13 protein-coding genes are annotated in these 15,047 nt (G+C 67.4%); 6 read left to right on the top strand and 7 right to left on the bottom strand.

Going from position 1 to position 15,047, the window contains the following annotated elements; genetic code table 11:
* Positions 1 to 277: 277 nt before the first annotated feature.
* From MJ785_RS00660 to pdxH, 4 genes are all read right to left on the bottom strand, one after another.
* Positions 278 to 1,066 (bottom strand): L,D-transpeptidase, encoded by a 789-nt coding sequence (locus MJ785_RS00660; RefSeq protein WP_370652834.1) that lies wholly within the window; start codon positions 1,064 to 1,066, stop codon positions 278 to 280.
* Positions 1,067 to 1,122: 56 nt separating this feature from the next.
* The gene (locus tag MJ785_RS00655; protein ID WP_239373873.1) at positions 1,123 to 1,944 is read right to left on the bottom strand and encodes a hypothetical protein; all 822 of its coding nucleotides are present in this window, start codon (positions 1,942 to 1,944) and stop codon (positions 1,123 to 1,125) included.
* Positions 1,945 to 2,215: 271 nt separating this feature from the next.
* Complete coding sequence (locus tag MJ785_RS00650; protein ID WP_239379885.1) at positions 2,216 to 3,220, bottom strand: MFS transporter; 1,005 nt, start codon at positions 3,218 to 3,220, stop codon at positions 2,216 to 2,218.
* A gap of 348 nt (positions 3,221 to 3,568) precedes the next feature.
* Complete coding sequence (gene pdxH, locus MJ785_RS00645) at positions 3,569 to 4,309, bottom strand: pyridoxamine 5'-phosphate oxidase (RefSeq protein WP_239373879.1); 741 nt, start codon at positions 4,307 to 4,309, stop codon at positions 3,569 to 3,571.
* A 595-nt stretch (positions 4,310 to 4,904) separates the two neighbouring features.
* Between pdxH and MJ785_RS00640 the strand changes: the two genes are divergently transcribed.
* Together MJ785_RS00640 and serC are read left to right on the top strand one after the other, a co-directional pair.
* The gene (locus MJ785_RS00640) at positions 4,905 to 5,999 is read left to right on the top strand and encodes a citrate synthase 2 (RefSeq protein WP_239312728.1); all 1,095 of its coding nucleotides are present in this window, start codon (positions 4,905 to 4,907) and stop codon (positions 5,997 to 5,999) included.
* A complete protein-coding gene (gene serC, locus MJ785_RS00635; protein WP_239312731.1) occupies positions 5,992 to 7,110 on the top strand; it encodes a phosphoserine transaminase in 1,119 nt (372 codons plus the stop codon). The genes MJ785_RS00640 and serC overlap by 8 nt, the downstream gene beginning before the upstream one ends.
* A gap of 264 nt (positions 7,111 to 7,374) precedes the next feature.
* Here serC and MJ785_RS00630 read toward each other — a convergent pair whose 3' ends face one another.
* Together MJ785_RS00630 and thpR are read right to left on the bottom strand one after the other, a co-directional pair.
* A complete protein-coding gene (locus tag MJ785_RS00630) occupies positions 7,375 to 8,742 on the bottom strand; it encodes a citrate synthase (RefSeq protein ID WP_239312734.1) in 1,368 nt (455 codons plus the stop codon).
* Between the two features lie 745 nt (positions 8,743 to 9,487).
* Positions 9,488 to 10,135, bottom strand: a complete 648-nt coding sequence (gene thpR / locus MJ785_RS00625) for an RNA 2',3'-cyclic phosphodiesterase (protein WP_239312737.1) — start codon at positions 10,133 to 10,135, stop codon at positions 9,488 to 9,490.
* Between the two features lie 311 nt (positions 10,136 to 10,446).
* Here thpR and MJ785_RS00620 point away from each other — a divergent pair, with 311 nt between their 5' ends.
* Positions 10,447 to 11,460, top strand: a complete 1,014-nt coding sequence (locus MJ785_RS00620; protein ID WP_239312740.1) for a Gfo/Idh/MocA family oxidoreductase — start codon at positions 10,447 to 10,449, stop codon at positions 11,458 to 11,460.
* 42 nt (positions 11,461 to 11,502) lie between these two features.
* Here the strand turns inward: MJ785_RS00620 and MJ785_RS00615 are convergent, their stop codons facing one another.
* Entirely contained in the window at positions 11,503 to 11,928 is a 426-nt protein-coding gene (locus tag MJ785_RS00615) for a MarR family winged helix-turn-helix transcriptional regulator (RefSeq protein ID WP_239312742.1), read from the bottom strand.
* 303 nt (positions 11,929 to 12,231) lie between these two features.
* Here MJ785_RS00615 and MJ785_RS22095 point away from each other — a divergent pair, with 303 nt between their 5' ends.
* The 3 genes from MJ785_RS22095 to MJ785_RS00600 all read left to right on the top strand — a co-directional run bounded on the left by MJ785_RS22095 (position 12,232) and on the right by MJ785_RS00600 (position 14,898).
* On the top strand, positions 12,232 to 12,588 hold the full coding sequence (locus tag MJ785_RS22095) for a flavin reductase family protein (protein WP_370652833.1): 357 nt from the start codon (positions 12,232 to 12,234) through the stop codon (positions 12,586 to 12,588).
* A 190-nt stretch (positions 12,589 to 12,778) separates the two neighbouring features.
* Positions 12,779 to 14,044: an acyl-CoA dehydrogenase family protein gene (locus tag MJ785_RS00605; RefSeq protein WP_239379883.1), complete on the top strand. Its 1,266-nt coding sequence runs from the start codon at positions 12,779 to 12,781 to the stop codon at positions 14,042 to 14,044.
* Positions 14,041 to 14,898 (top strand): class II aldolase/adducin family protein, encoded by an 858-nt coding sequence (locus tag MJ785_RS00600; RefSeq protein ID WP_239308761.1) that lies wholly within the window; start codon positions 14,041 to 14,043, stop codon positions 14,896 to 14,898. The genes MJ785_RS00605 and MJ785_RS00600 overlap by 4 nt, the downstream gene beginning before the upstream one ends.
* Positions 14,899 to 15,047 lie beyond the last annotated feature (149 nt).

Here is a 15,047-nt window from a genome sequence, read left to right as displayed (position 1 = left end):
CGAAAATGAAGATCATGTTGCTGATGGCCATGCGGGTCCGCTGGTTGGCCCCAGTATGCACGGATTACGTTGAGTAACGAACCCCTCATACCCGCGGCGTCGGCAAGGAGCGCCCGCCGAACCGCGGCGCAGGCGCCGGGCACAGGCGCCGGGCGCTCGTCAGATAACGGGGCTGCCGGCCGTGGCTCGGGCTGGCCGGCGCCTAGGGCGTGATGGCAGTTCGCGACCAGGGTGTCGACAGGTCGCGAACTGCCATCCGCAGGGGCACCGGGGGGACTCAGGCTGCGATCTCCACCGGGGTGCCCAGCGGCAGCATTTTCGCGAGCCTGGTGATGACATCGTTGCGGACCCGGATGCAGCCGTGGCTGATGTCCTGCCCGATCAGGTTGGGCTGGTTTGTTCCATGGATACCGATCACCGGGTCCTGCCCGTCGAAGGAATCCAGGGTGGTGGAGAACCCGCTGAGACCGAAAGCATACGGGCCATAGGGTCCGGCCGGGTTGCGCGGCTGTAGCAGTTCGGTCAGATAGAAGCGACCGCCGGGCGTGGGGGTGTCCGTTGTGCCGACGGAGATCGGCTCGTCGAGGACAACCGCGGTCTTGTCGTAGACCCGCAGGCGGTGGTCCTTACGGGCGACCACGATGTGGTACCCGGTGAGGCTGGCCCTCACCTGGGACGCTTTCACCCAGCCCGTGCTGCCGTTGGGCTCCACCGGCAGCAGTACGTGCCACCAGTTCGGGAGTTTCGCCACCACGAGGAAGACTCGCGGGACGCCCTCCGGGTTCGGGCTGCGCAGCTGGGATGCCGCGGTTTTTGCCGTGGGGGTCTTGTAGACGTCGACCACCCCACCGGTCGCGGTCACGATCGTGTTCATCCCGTCGGTGTTGACGGAGGTCACGGCCGCGAGCTGGCTGCGGACCGGATCTGGGATGGCGGTCGCGGACGCCTGTGACTGGGTCTTCGAGCCCCCACCACCGCAGCCGGTGAAGACAACCATGCCGGCGAGGACGGCCAGCAGGATCTTCATGCGCGGGCTGGCCGGTGCATGGCCGGCGGAAATCGACACGGCGGATGCCGCCGGCCCGAATCCGGGCCGGCGGCATCCGATCACAGCTGGCTTGCTCATCCCGTGTAGTGAACCTTGTCGGTGACGACAGCCGTTGCCGGGGTCGCGACCGGCGCACTCGTCGTCGACACCGGGACGGTGGTGGTGCCACCGCCGCCACCACCAGCGCCCCCACCGCCGCCACCACCCGCACCCGCACCGTTCGTTGAGGCTGCGGTGGGGGAAGCCGTCGTCGTGGTGGCGCAGTCGGCGATAGCGAAGGCCGGGATCGCCAGCACGACATCCTGGGTCGTCACGTCAAAGGCACCCGCGATCACGACATCCGCCGACGAGTTCAGGGAAACGGTCTTGCCAGCGCCGATCTCACCGAAGTTGTAGTTGACGTCAGTGTCGATCCACGCAAAGCCATACGCTCTCGCCGAGGTGTTCTTGAGCGTCCACACGGGACCATGCGGCCCACAGGTGAAGCTGAGCGTCAGCGGCTGTGGCACCAGATTGTCCAGTGATAGATCAGTCGGTAGCCAGGGAGCGAGATCGATCAGCTGTCTGTCCAGGTCGGACAGGGATATTCCGGGCAGTGAGGGAAGCCCGGACGGAAGGGATCCGCCAGCCGGCCGGTGGGTCACCGGCGGTGTGGACGGCTGCGGGTCGATGCCGTGCACCGGCAGCGCGGGCGTCGTGTGCACCGCTGACGGGGTGGTGACCGGTGCGGTGGCGTCCACCAGGTCCGGCACCACCGGCTCGACCGCCCCGGCCGACGGGGTGGCCGTGGCCGTTGGAGCGGCGCCGTCTGTCGCCCAGGCGGCCGGGGCGGCCAGCCCGACTGTTATCGAGCCGATTACGCAGGCCAGAGCCAGTCGCGTCCTGCCCAAACGCATTGTGTTTGTCCCCTCAGACGTCAGGCGGGCTGGATACAGGACCTGTGGCCACCGTCACAGCCGCGTTTCCGGGGAACCATACCAACCCCCTTTTCGGCGTTTGCGAGCGGGTGGTATGTACCGAAGAGGCATGCGGGAAGGTGGGGCTAACGTTTTGGCGCCGTAGGTTGTCGGGCTTGTTTCGTTGGTTGCGTTACATGATCTCTGGTAGTTGAAAAATCACAGGCTACGGCCTATTCGCTGACGTTCAGCGCATACCTTCCGGAGATCGTCAGAGTGGGTCCTCGCCTGGCTCCCGCGTCACCTCGCGGCTCTCGGCGGCGGTGATGGCGGCCTGGGAGTCATAGCGGCTAAACGACGGAACGGCCGCCGCGAGTAACACGGCTCCGGCAACACATGCCAGCCCGCCACTGACCACCGAGAATGTCGGTGAGAACACGGTTGCCGCTGTCCCCGCCTCAAGGTCCCCCAGGCGTGGGCCACCCGCGACGACCACGATGAACACGCCCTGGAGACGCCCGCGCATCGCGTCCGGTGTGGCGACATTGAGTATCGCGTTCCGGAACACCGCGCTGATCATGTCAGCCGCGCCGGCGATGGCGAGCAGCAGCACACCGGCGATGAGGTTGTGGACAAGGCCGAACATCGCGATCGTGACGCCCCAAATGATCACTGCGATGACGACGGCGAGTCCCTGCCGCCGGACGCGTCCGAACCAGCCCCCGGCCACCGCCCCGGCGAGCGCGCCCGCGGCAACGGCGGAGTAGAGCAGCCCGGCGGTTCGCGCGCCGCCGCCGAACTGTGTTCCGGCGAGTTCCGGGAACAGCGCCCGCGGCATCCCGAAAACCATCGCGATGATGTCTATGGCGAAGGTCATGACCACTATCGGCTGGCCGCGCAGGAAGCGCAGCCCGTCGACGACGCTCGCGACACCGGCCCGGGTGCCGCCGTCGGTCGGTGGCATCGGTGGCAGCCGGGCCAGCGCGTAGAGGGCCGCCCCGAAGGTCACGGCGTCGATACCGTAGGCAACGGGATACCCCGACACCGTGATCGTCACCCCGGCGAGCAGCGGCCCGGTGGTCAGCGCGATGTTCCAACCGATCTGTTGGAGCGCGGTGGCGGCGGGCAGCGCCCGCAGCGGTACCAGGCTCGGCATCATCGACCGCCGGGCCGGCTGGTCGACAGATACCAGCGCGGACTGGACAGCCACGAGCGTGAACAGCGGCCAGACCGTGCGCGGGCCGACCAGCGCGAGGACGAACAGCCCGGCCGACACCGCGGCCAGCCCGCACGAGGTGATCAGCTTTTTTTTTCAAGCAGAAGACGGCATCCGAGATCGCTCCGCCGAACATCCCAAACATGATCAGTGGAACCAGGGTGATCAGACCGGTCAGCCCGACCGCGAACGAGGACCTGGTGATGTCGTAGACCTGTAGCGGCACCGCGGTCGTGGTAATCATTGAGCCGACCGCGGACACGGTTTCGCCGGCCCATACGCGCCGGTAGGCCGGGTAGGACCGCAGCGGCCCGAGGTCGGTCAGCACGGTGTGGGCGATCCGCCGGCCGGGCACCCGTGCCCGGCTCAGGGCCGTCGCGCGGTTACTTGCCGCAAAGCCGATCCTTCTCATGGTGACAGGCGTTCGATGACCCAGCACTCATCGCGGGGCAGCTGGCGCTCCTTGTCTGTGCTGGTCCTGTCTGTGCTGGTCCGGCGGTAGCGGAGCCGGTCATGAAGCCGGTCCTGGCGGCCCTGCCAGAACTCGACGCTGTCTGGGACGAGCCGTAGCCCGCCCCAGAACGGGGGCACCGGGACCGGTGCGGGCTCAGGCCAGCGGGCGTCGAGCTCCGCCCGGCGTCGCTCAATCACCTCCCGGGAGGTGATTGTCTCGGACTGGCGGCTCGTCCATGCTCCGAGCTGGGCGCCGCGCGGGCGGGCGTGGAAGTAGGCTGCCGTCTCCTCGGCCGACACACGCTCCAGCGAGCCGGTGACGACGACCTGCCGTTCCAGGGCATGCCAGGGAAACACCAACGAGCCGTACGGGTTTGCCGCGGCGTCGTGTCCTTTTCGGGATGTGTAGTTGGTGAACAGCGTGAAGCCGCGTTCGTCGAACGCCTTGAGCAGGACGGTGCGGGCGCTGGGCCGGCCGCGGGCGTCCGCGGTGGCGAACACCATCGCGTTCGGTTCGGCCAGCGCTGATCCCGGTTCGGCGGCCACGGCGGAGGTCTCGGTGAACCAGCGGGTGAACTGACCGACCCAGGTAGGGGCGAGATCGGCCTCGGACAACCCGCCGGTGGTGTAATCACGCCGCTGGACTGCCGGGTTCGGCGCGGCCCGCGGCTGAGCGTGGTTCGGGTGCTGCGGCACCTGACCAATCCTGGCAGCTGCCTACCAGTAGCTGAGCGGGAAACTTAGAGCGACCGGCAATAGGGACGCGGCGTCGCGGGGCTGGGGCACGCACCTCGCCGCGTTGTCGTCGGTCGCCACCCAGCACCAGGGTGACTCCCTCCGCCGCCTCGCGATGCACGCACCCCAGCCCCGCTCCTTGATCCACGCCCCTATTGCCGGGCGCTCTTATAGTGAGCACACGGTGTCACGTTCTGGCGGAGCCAGAATCGGTGCGGCGTCGCTCGCTTTTTGTGATTTGTATCACTCTTTATCGCGCTGCTTGGATGTCGCTGACGGGTCGGTGGCCCATTTCCGCGGGTCATCACGTGGCGTGGTGCCGGGGACGCCCAGCCGGTGGGTAGGGTTCAGGCACGCCGGACGCTGCTGGACGGTGCGGGGTCTGCGCGAATGTGGCACTGCCCCCGACAACAGGGCAGGATGCAGGCAGGCAATTCAGTGAGTTTGGCGAGGTAGAAAGATCATATCAGTTACGGCTGGCGTTCGGTGCTCGGGAGCGGCCCGGCGTACCACCTAACGGCACCGGCCGGGGACAGGAAGCGGAGCCCGGACTTCGATGGCCGACAGGACAAGCGACTTCAAGCCCGGTCTCGAAGGCGTGATCGCCTTTGAGACCGAGATCGCGGAGCCGGACAAGGAAGGCAGCGCGCTGCGGTATCGCGGTGTCGATATCGAGGATCTCGTGGGAAAGGTCGACTACGGCCATGTGTGGGGGCTGCTCGTCGACGGCTCCTTCGAGCCGGGTCTGCCACCGGCGGAGCCCTTTCCGTTGCCGGTGCATTCCGGTGACATCCGGGTGGACGTGCAGAGCGCGCTGGCGACGCTCGCCCCCTACTGGGGTTTCGGCCAGCTCATCGACATCTCCGATGCCGAGGCCAGGAACAATCTGGCGCGGGCGTCGGTGGTAGCGCTGTCCTTCGTCGCGCAGGCGGCCCGCGGTCTCGGTCAGCCCGCCGTCGCGCAGAAGGAGGTCGACAAAGCCCGCACAATCACCGAGCGTTTCATGATCCGATGGCGGGGGGAGCCGGATCCCAAGCATGTCCAGGCGGTGGACGCCTATTGGGTGTCCGCGGCTGAGCACGGTATGAACGCCTCCACCTTCACCGCCCGAGTGGTGGCCTCCACCGGCGCGGACGCGGCGGCCGCGCTGTCGTCGGCGGTCGGGGCATTGTCCGGCCCCCTGCACGGGGGAGCGCCGTCCCGGGTGCTCGCGATGTTGGATGACGTTGAGCGCACCGGTGACCCGGTCGGCTATGTCCGTCGTGCGCTGGACCGCAAGGAACGGCTGATGGGCTTCGGCCACCGGGTGTACCGCGCGGAGGACCCTCGCGCCCGGGTGCTGCGGCGGACCGCCCGTGACCTCGGCTCACATCGTTACGAAGTGGCTGAGGCGCTGGAGGCCGCGGCCATCGAGGAGCTCACGAACCGTTACCCGGACCGCCCGCTCCGGACGAACGTCGAGTTCTGGTCGGCGGTCGTGCTGGACTACGCCGAGGTACCGCCGCATATGTTCACGTCCATGTTCACCTGTGCCCGTACCGCCGGCTGGAGTGCCCACATCCTCGAGCAGAAGCGCACCGGACGCCTCATCCGCCCGTCCGCGCGTTACATCGGTCCGGCTCCCCGGCCGCTGGGGGACGTTCATGCCTGACGGCATCGTCATCCCCGGGCAGCTGCGTCCGGTTGACGGGCGTTTCGGCTGTGGACCGTCCAAGGTCCGTCCCGAAGCGGTCGCTCAGCTCGCCGCGACCGGAACGTCGCTGCTTGGCACTTCGCACCGGCAGCAGCCCGTGCGCAGTCTGGTCGGTCGCGTCCGTGCGGGCCTCGCTGACCTGTTCTCGCTGCCCGACGGCTACGAGGTCGTGCTCGGCGTCGGTGGTTCCACCGCCTTCTGGGACGCGGCCGCGTTCAACCTGGTGCGGGAACGCTCGCAGCACCTGGTGTTCGGAGAGTTCGGCGGCAAGTTCGCCGACACCGCGAAGGGCGCGCCGTTCCTCGCCGAGCCGTCGATCATCACCTCGGCGCCCGGCAGCCATCCGGACTGGGTGCCCGAGCCGGGTGTCGACGTGTACGCCACCCCGCACAACGAGACATCCACAGGCGCGGCGAAGCCGGTCCGCCGGCCGGTCGGAGCGGACACGGGCGCGCTGCACCTGGTTGACGCGACCTCTGGCGCCGGTGGACTGCCCGTTGATGTCCGCGAGGCCGATGCCTACTACTTCGCGCCGCAGAAGAGCTTCGCGTCTGACGGCGGGCTGTGGGTGGCGTTGCTCTCACCGGCCGCGATCGAGCGGCTGGCCGAGATCGCCGCCTCCGGCCGGTGGATCCCGCCGTTCCTGGACCTCACGACCGCCCGGGACAACAGCTCCAAGGACCAGACCTACAACACCCCCGCGGTCGCCACCCTCTTCCTTTTCGCGGACCAGGTCGAGTGGATGCTCGCCCATGGTGGTCTGGACTGGTGTGTGCGGCGGACGGCGGAGTCGTCGTCCATTCTCTACACCTGGGCGGACAAGACGTCCTATACGACACCGTTCGTCACCGATCCAGCGCAGCGTTCACAGGTCGTGGTCACCATCGACTTTGACGGTGTGGACGCGGCGGTCGTCGCGAGCACGCTACGCGCGAACGGCATTGTGGATGTTGAGCCGTATCGCAAGCTCGGCCGCAATCAGCTGCGGATCGCCTGTTTCCCGGCAGTCGAGCCGGCTGATATCCACGCGCTGACCGCTGCCATCGACTATGTGGTCGAACGCCTGTAACCGTTCCGGATTTCCCAGATTGTGGTCTTTTTGTGGTCTTTCGAGGGCTGGTTGACGCGAAAGGCCTTGTTTCGCGCGCTTCGAGAGATGACCGTTGGAGAGCATCCGGCAATAGGTGCGTTCGGGCCGGGAGCCGCGTCCAGCTGCTTGCTGGTAAGGCCGCGGGCCACACCGATACCGGATGAGTGGGTATCGGTGTGGCCGAGAACGCGGCCAGGGGCCGCTTGGGCGTGGCGAGCCGGACAGCCGGCTTTCGAACACGCCCTAACGGCGAGGGCGTGTCGGAGCGGCCTGGGCCGCGAGGGCCGCGATCGAGTCGGATTCGCCGCCGATGTCGGGGGAACGGTCCTCGATCAGTGAGTACGGACGCTTGTCATAGCCGATGTAGAGCTGGCGTGGGCGGGCAATCTTCTGTTCGGGGTCGAGCAGGCCCTCTTCCCACTGGGCGAGCCAGCCGGGCATCCGGCCGATCGCGAACAGCACCGGGAACATCTCCACTGGCAGGCCCATCGCCTGGTAGATGATGCCGGTGTAGAAGTCGACGTTGGGGTACAGCCTGCGCTTGATGAAGTACTCGTCCTCGAGCGCGATCCGCTCCAGCTCCATGGCCAGGTCGAGCAGTGGGTTTGTGCCGGTGATTTTGAATACCTCATCGGCCACCTGCCGGATCACCCGGGCGCGCGGGTCGTAGTTCTTGTAGATCCGGTGCCCGAAGCCCATCAGTTTCTTCTTGCCGTCCTTCACCTTCGCGATGAAGGCGGGAATGTTCTCCACCGACCCGATATCGGTGAGCATCCGCAGCACCTGCTCGTTGGCCCCGCCGTGCAACGGGCCGTACAGCGCGGAGATCGCGGCCGCGGTCGCGGAGAACGGGTCGGCCTGGGAACTGCCGACCGCGCGCATCGCGTTTGCCGAACAGTTCTGCTCGTGGTCGGCGTGCAGGATGAACAGAACGTCGAGGGCGTGCTCGAGGTTCGGGTCCGGCTCGTATTTGAGCTCGGTGGCCTTCCACATCATGTTCAGGAAGTTGCCCGCGTACGACAGGTCGTTGTCCGGGTAGACGTAGGGCAGCCCGATCGAGTGCCGGTAGGAGAACGCGGCCAGGGTTGTGATCTTTGCGATGAGGCGCACGATCTGTAGCCGCCGCAGCCCTGGGTCCGTTATTTCCTTCGCGTCCGGATAGAAGGTCGACAGGGCGCCGACGGTCGACAGCAGCATGCCCATCGGGTGCGCGTCGTGGTGGAAGCCGTCGATGAATTTCTTGATCGATTCGTGTACGAGAGTGTGGTGGGTGATTTCGTCTTCCCACACCGCCAGTTCCGTGGCTGTAGGCAGCTCCCCGGCGAGCAGGAGGTAAGCGACTTCAAGGAAGCTGCTCCGCTCCGCCAGTTCGGTGATCGGGAATCCGCGGTAGCGCAGGATGCCGGCATCCCCGTCGATGAAAGTGATGGCGCTGCGACAACTTGCTGTGTTGGTGAAAGCCGGGTCGTAGGTCATCAGACCGAAGTCGCCTTCGTCAACCTTTATCGCCCGCAGGGCGCTGGCCCGGATCGCGCCGTCGGCAATCGGGATCTCATAGGTCTGACCGGTGCGGTTATCAGTGACGGTCAGGGTGCTGACCTGCTCGGACACGCCGGACTCCTCTCGCTGTAGCGATCACATCGGTATACACGCGCCTTGGCTGTGGCGTCCGGGTGTGGACTGCTTGGGCCGGTTCGGCGGTAGGCAACAGTTGCCCCCAAGTCTCGCGGTTCGCGCCACCACACGCCTGTGATCGGTAGCGTTCACCCGGCGTGTCCTGCGACACCCCTTACGGACCGTTCCGCGGCAATGCTCCATGTCCTTAACATGGCACTGTTGGTAAGGGATTTCAACATCGTGGGGAGCGGGGCACAGCCAAACCGATCACGAATGACGGAGGGTTTCTCCGGGCACGACATCCGCCGCGGCCGGACCGGAGCCGGGGTGTCCCGACCGGCGTGCCGCGGTCCGATGCCGCGACCGGCACGCCGTCGCCGGGTTCTGGGCACGGGGTTCTGAGCGCGGGGCCCCAGCACTGTGATGGCGTTGGCGCGCCGTTCACCAAGCCCTGGCGAGGTGTATGTGGATGCATCGACGTCTGTTAGCTGATCGTTGGATGTGAATATCAGGGAAAACTGTGTTGATGGCCCGCGCTCACGATTTCCGAATACCACCGAGGCTGCCGGAGCCAGGGCATGTTCCGACAGCCGGCTGTCCGGTTCCCTGGTCGAACAACGCCTCCCGGAACACGCCGTAACGTCCAGCATGGGCGCCGGGTCCCGCACCGACAGGCCGGAGCCGGTGGGCTGGATGGATCGGGTATCGGTAGGTGCTCCCGCGGGTCACAGCGCGACGGTCACGGTGTCCCGTCGGACAGCGACCAGCTGGCCACAGTCTCGTAACGCCGTCCGAGGCTGGGGGCGTTCTGCAGCATCGTCAACGCCCTTGCCGTCCACGTTCGGCAGGAGACGTGGGCGAGCGCAGCCGTCATCGGCCGCAGATCCGGCCCGGTCGGCTCGGTGGAGTCCGCCGCGCTCTGCCTGCGTCCCGGATGTGATCGTGCGATGGTCGCGAGGGTCAGGTGGCCACGCCAGGCCCGCGTGTCATCGAGGCCGGTCGCGCCAGCCAGCTTTGCCTCCCGTGCCACCGCCGTGGCCAGCGGCATCAGTGGTTCTTCGTCGACATCGGCGAACAGGACCCGGGAGCCGAAACGCCCGCTCCCGGCAATGGTCACAGACGGCGGCGGATGCTTGCGGGCGACATCGGCCAGCCGTCTGGTGAGATCAGGAAGAACGGCGGCCGGCACCTCGCCGAGGAAAGCGAGCGTGATATGCCAGCTGTCGGGCGGCGCCCAGCGCACTTCCGCGGCAAGCTGCCCATGGTCGCCCCGTAGCCGCCTGACGGCGTTGAGGAGCGGTTCGACGACATCAGCCGGTGGAACCAGAGCCACGAACATTCGAGCCACACCCAGCAGAGTCTGCGCGTTCGGAAAGTCCGAGTCCACAGGTGGTGCACCGGCCGTTGCGCTGTGGCTGTGGCTGTGGCTGTGGCCGGTGCCGGGGTCACGACACCCCCGGCACCGGCCGGATACGGGTTTCGGCGCGGGCTTCGGAGGCTGCTCCGGGATCTCCGGGCGGCGCGGGGCGCCGGGTGCTCCTGGGGCATCCGCGGTACCAGTCCTCCTCCACTGATTCGCGAAAATAGAAATAATATTAATTATTTAACAAATACGTGAATTTTTTCACGCGAAGAGTTTGAGACGGAGTAGTTACGAATTACGCTCCAGGCTGCCGCGGTGGCGGGCACTATCGGGGGGTGACGACGGTTCCCGAGCTGGTGGCCTCACGCGACCCGGCAGGCGCGCGCGAATGGCGTGAACGCCGCCGTGACGCTCGGCACTACCAGCCTGATCTTCCAGGTGCGATGGTTTTGGTAACGGATGGTAGCGATCGCATGACCGCTTCGGTCTTGCGTGACGCGGGTGTGGACGTGGTGGGCCTCCTCGCGCCCGAGCCGCTGGAGTCGCTGGCTTGGGCCGCCGAGGCTGAGGCGCCCCGAGCTTACGCGGACCTGGTCGCGATGCTGTCGGACGAAGTCGAGGCGGTGTGTATTGAGATGGCGCCGCCCGGCTCTGACGTGATCGCTCGAAGGGCTGTCGAGGCAGGGCTGCACGTGCTCCTGTCACGTCCGGCGACCGCTGATCCCGACGCGCTGCGGGCCATTGCGGATCTTGCCGAGGAGTCCGATCTCGCGCACGTGGTCGCCCTCGATGGACGGGCCTGGCCGGCAGCCTGGCATGTGCAGGCGTCGATCCCCTCGCTCGGCCGGATCACCCAGGTGACCGTGCTCGCGGCCCCAGCCGGGCCATCCGGCCGGGCTGAGATAATTGATCTTGTTGGTCGCTGGTGCGGGGAGGTGATCGCCGTGTGTGCCCACCCGGCCGCCATGCCCGCCGCCAGCCTTGCCGCTGACGCGCCCGTGACCCTTGCGCTGCTGTCGTCCAATGGCGCCACGGTGCTGGTCAACGAGAGGCCCGGCGGCCGGCTGGACACTGCCACGATCACGATCTGTGGCACGGACGGGAGGATAGTGGTGCAGGGGCGCCGTGTCCTGCGACAGGACTGGGACGGTACGCGCGACCTGTTGATGCGCGATGTCCCGGGCGTGCGTCCCGGTCTCGTCGAGGCAACCTACGACGTCGTCCGGGTCACCGAGCTCAATGACTCCGCGCTGGTGCGCGGCGCGACTTTTTACGATCTCCTTACGATCGCCCGGCTGCTCGCCTCCGCCGACGTGTCCCGGGCCGGCGGAGGCTGGGTGGAGCTGTAGGCCGGTCCGCCGGCCGGCGCGGGGCGCGGATGCCGTACGGCGTCACGAACCAGCCAGGGTGTCGAGGATGGGCGCGGCCCGTTCAAGAGCGGCTATCTCGTCCGGACTGAGCGACGCCAACCGTTCGGCGAGCCATTCGTCGTGCCGGCGATGGTCGGCTTCCAACAGGTTGAGGCCGGCCTCGGTGATCCCGGCGATGACCTGACGGCCGTCGGTGGGATGCGCGCTGCGAGCGACCAGGCCGGTCTCCGCGAGATGGGCGACCACCCGGGTCATGGACGGTGGCTGTACCCGTTCGTGTGCCGCGAGCTCGCCGAGAGTCATCGAGCCGTGTCGCTTCAGCGTGGCAAGAGCGGCGATCTGCGTGGGGGTCAGCGTGTTGGAGCGTTCCTGGCGCAACCGGCGCGACAGGCGCATCACGGACAGGCGGAGTACCGACGCGAGTTGAGCCTCGGTAGCGCTGTCCATCAGGCCAAGGTACCTTGTTAGCCGCGCTACGGTGTGTTTCGGGAGTCGTCGTTCGATCAGGGAGCCGCGTCCAGCTGGTTCCTGGCAAAGCCCGCACACACCCCAAGAGGTCCGTCGGAGATTCGTCCCACGCGGGGTTCGTGGCTGGTATGAAACACGGTGAACCGGTTACGTTCCGCAAGGTTCTGGGGGCATGCCAGCCGAAGGCGGTGCGATCGTGGTGCCGCACCGCCGGAGGCCCTTGGGGCATGCCAGCCGAAGGCGGTGCGATCGTGGTGCCGCACCGCCGGAGGCCTTTGGGACATGCTGCCGTGGGCGTCAGCCCGTACTCGCTCCATGCGCGGCCAGGGCCGCGGGGACGGGTGCGATCGCGCTACGGTTCGCGGCCTCACCCCGGTCGCGCCGGGCGACCTCCGCACGGACGAGCGGGATCAGGTGACGGCCGTAGCGGAGACGAGACCGATGAACTCGACGGGCATACGGGCCCGGCTTGAACATCGGCTCACCGCCGGTGACCATCGGTTGCTGGTGGCCCGTGTGCTACAGGCGCACACCGAGGAGGACAGTACGTCGCCATTGATTTATCACAATGGCGAATACGGGACTTTCAAAACAAATAGCTCTCATTCGGACGGGCCGCATCCGAATGTTTCCCGATGAGCTTCGCCGGCGCCACCCCCCGCGTCGGGGAGAGCGGATACCAGCGGCAGCGGCTCTATCTGGAGGCTGCGGGCCTGGCTAAAACACCCTACAAGGTAGAATATGTCATATTCGATAGTGGTGTTCTCCAGCTCCAGACGATGGCCGCCGGGAGCCTGGACCTGGCGCAGTCTTCCTCCGGAGGGTCTCCATGTCGAGTCCGAGCGCACCCGCATCCGTCGGGCCGCCTCAGCGGGACCTGTTGACGGAACTGGCCGCCGAATTCGCCGTGACCGCGGCGGAACACGACCGGACGGGGACCTTCCCGGTCGCGAACCTCGCGCGGCTGCACGAGGCTGGGCTGACCGGGCTCACCGTCCCGGTCGCCTATGGCGGAGCCGGCGCGGGCATCTCGACCGTGCTCGACGTGCTCGGCACAATCGCCCACGGCGACCCAGCGACCGCGCTCGTTCTCGCGATGACATACCTGGCACACGCGCGCTTCGGTGACGGCGCTGGATGGGCCGAGGACGTGTATGCGCGGGTGGCACGGTCCACGGTGGAGGAGGGCGCGATGGTGAGCCACCTGCGGGTGGAGCCCGACCTGGGCAGTCCCTCGCGGGGCGGCCTGCCGGCCACGACGGCCCGCTGGACAGGGGACGGCTGGGAGCTCACCGGTCACAAGATCTATTCGACTGGTGCGCCGGTGCTGCGCTGGATGCTGGTGTGGGCGGCGACCGGCCCGGCCGCCGGCCCCGTTGGGCGGGTGGCCGAGCCGGCGGCGGGCTCGGGGGCCAGGGAGCCGCGGGTCGGCGTTTTTGTCGTACCGGCTGACAGCGCGGGTATAGAGATCATCCGTACCTGGGACCACATCGGGATGCGGGCGACCGAAAGCCATGACGTTGTCTTCGACCGGGTCCGGCTGGACGCCGACGCGGGGGTGGGGCTCCGCCCCCTGTCCCGCCTGCGGGATGCGGCGACAGCGGGGTTCATGATCCTATCTTGGGGCGCTCTCGCCATCTCAACGATCTACCTGGGGGTCGCCGAGGCCGCCCGGGACTGGCTGATCGGTTTTCTGCATGAGCGGGTGCCGTCCAACCTGGGTAAGCCGTTGGCGAGCCTGCCGCGCTTCCAGGCCGCCGTCGGGGAGATCGACGTCATGCTGACGACGGCTCGGGTGTTACTCGAGACGACCGCGCGGGGGGTCGACGCGGGGGACGCCGTAGCCGCCGCCCGTGCCAACGCCGTGAAGTCGACGGTCACCAACGCCGCGATCCGCGCGGTGGGCGCGGCCGTTGCACTGACCGGAAATCCTGGGCTGTCCCGCGCGAACCCGTTGGAGCGTCATTATCGAAATGTTCTGTGCGGTCGTGTACACACTCCGCAGGACGACGCTGTCTACGCCGATGCCGGCCGTGCCCTGCTGCATTGGGAAGAGAAAACGGTGAAGCCGTCGAGAGGAGCAGCGGAGAGATGAGCATAAGCACGGAAAACATCGCAGTGCTGGCGGATGCGAGCGTGGGAGGCCCGGAGCCGGGTTCGTGGGACCGGTCGAACATCGTCGCGCCCGCGGTCGGTGGCCCCTGGCCGCGGCCCGAACCGGAGCGGACCGTCGTCGAGGAGCGGCTGTACCGAAAGCAGCGCCTGGCCGGCGCGTACCGCATCTTCGGCCAGCTGGGTCTGGGCGAAGGGCTGCCCGGTCACATCACCGCGCGTGATCCGGAGCTGCCTGACCACTTCTGGGTCAATCGGGCCGGTGTCGACTTCCGCCGGATCACTGTGTCCAACCTGCTGTTGGTCAACGATGCTGGCGAGATCGTCGAGGGCGTCGGGCCGCTGAACACCGCGGCGTTCGCCATCCACTCGCAGATCCACGCGGCCCGGCCGGACGTTGTCGCCGCCGCGCACACGCACTCCCTGTACGGCAAGGCGCTGTCAGCCATCGGTGAGCCGCTGTATCCGATCACCCAGGACGCCTGCGCCTTTTTCGAGGATCATGTGATCTTCGAGGGCTACAACGGCGTTGTGCTCAGCACGGACGAGGGGCGTCGCATCGCCGAAGCCCTCGGCGGGCGCAAGCTCGCGATCCTCGCCAACCACGGCCTGCTCTCCGTCGGGGCCTCCGTGGAGTCAGCCGCCTACTGGTTCATCGCCGCCGAACGCGCTGCCAAGGCCCAGCTCGTCGCCTCAGCCGCCGGCGCGTTGCGGATTCTCGACGACGAGACCGCCCGGCTCACCGCGGGCCAGCTCGCCAGTGAGGTGGGCGCGCGGTGGTCCTTCGAGGCTCTTTACCAGATCATCGTCGAGGAACAGCCCGACCTGTTGGACTGAACGGTCTTCATGTCCTTCCATGCGATCAGGGTGGGTACGTCGCCGTTTATGCCAGGTGGCCGAAAGGCGTCCATATCGCCCGAAAAGCTCCTATACCGACAAACTCGCGCGGTTCACGGTCTGGGCGGCTCGGCTGGTAGGGGTTTCGG

Origin of the sequence: Protofrankia sp. CiT1 (genome assembly GCF_917627335.1) — a bacterium.
In the GTDB taxonomy this organism is placed as follows: Bacteria; Actinomycetota; Actinomycetes; order Frankiales; family Frankiaceae; genus Protofrankia.
This window is presented reverse-complemented; position numbering and strand designations above follow the sequence as displayed.

Bases quoted from the DNA above. Each gene is read 5' to 3' on its own strand.
- serC (WP_239312731.1), top strand. From the start codon at position 5,992: ATGCCTGACGGCATCGTCATCCCCGGGCAGCTGCGTCCGGTTGACGGG.
- MJ785_RS00605 (WP_239379883.1), top strand. From the start codon at position 12,779: ATGTCGAGTCCGAGCGCACCCGCATCCGTCGGGCCGCCTCAGCGGGAC.
- MJ785_RS00655 (WP_239373873.1), bottom strand. From the start codon at position 1,944: ATGCGTTTGGGCAGGACGCGACTGGCTCTGGCCTGCGTAATCGGCTCG.
- MJ785_RS22095 (WP_370652833.1), top strand. From the start codon at position 12,232: ATGCTGCCGTGGGCGTCAGCCCGTACTCGCTCCATGCGCGGCCAGGGC.
- MJ785_RS00640 (WP_239312728.1), top strand. From the start codon at position 4,905: ATGGCCGACAGGACAAGCGACTTCAAGCCCGGTCTCGAAGGCGTGATC.
- MJ785_RS00615 (WP_239312742.1), bottom strand. From the start codon at position 11,928: ATGGACAGCGCTACCGAGGCTCAACTCGCGTCGGTACTCCGCCTGTCC.
- MJ785_RS00600 (WP_239308761.1), top strand. From the start codon at position 14,041: ATGAGCATAAGCACGGAAAACATCGCAGTGCTGGCGGATGCGAGCGTG.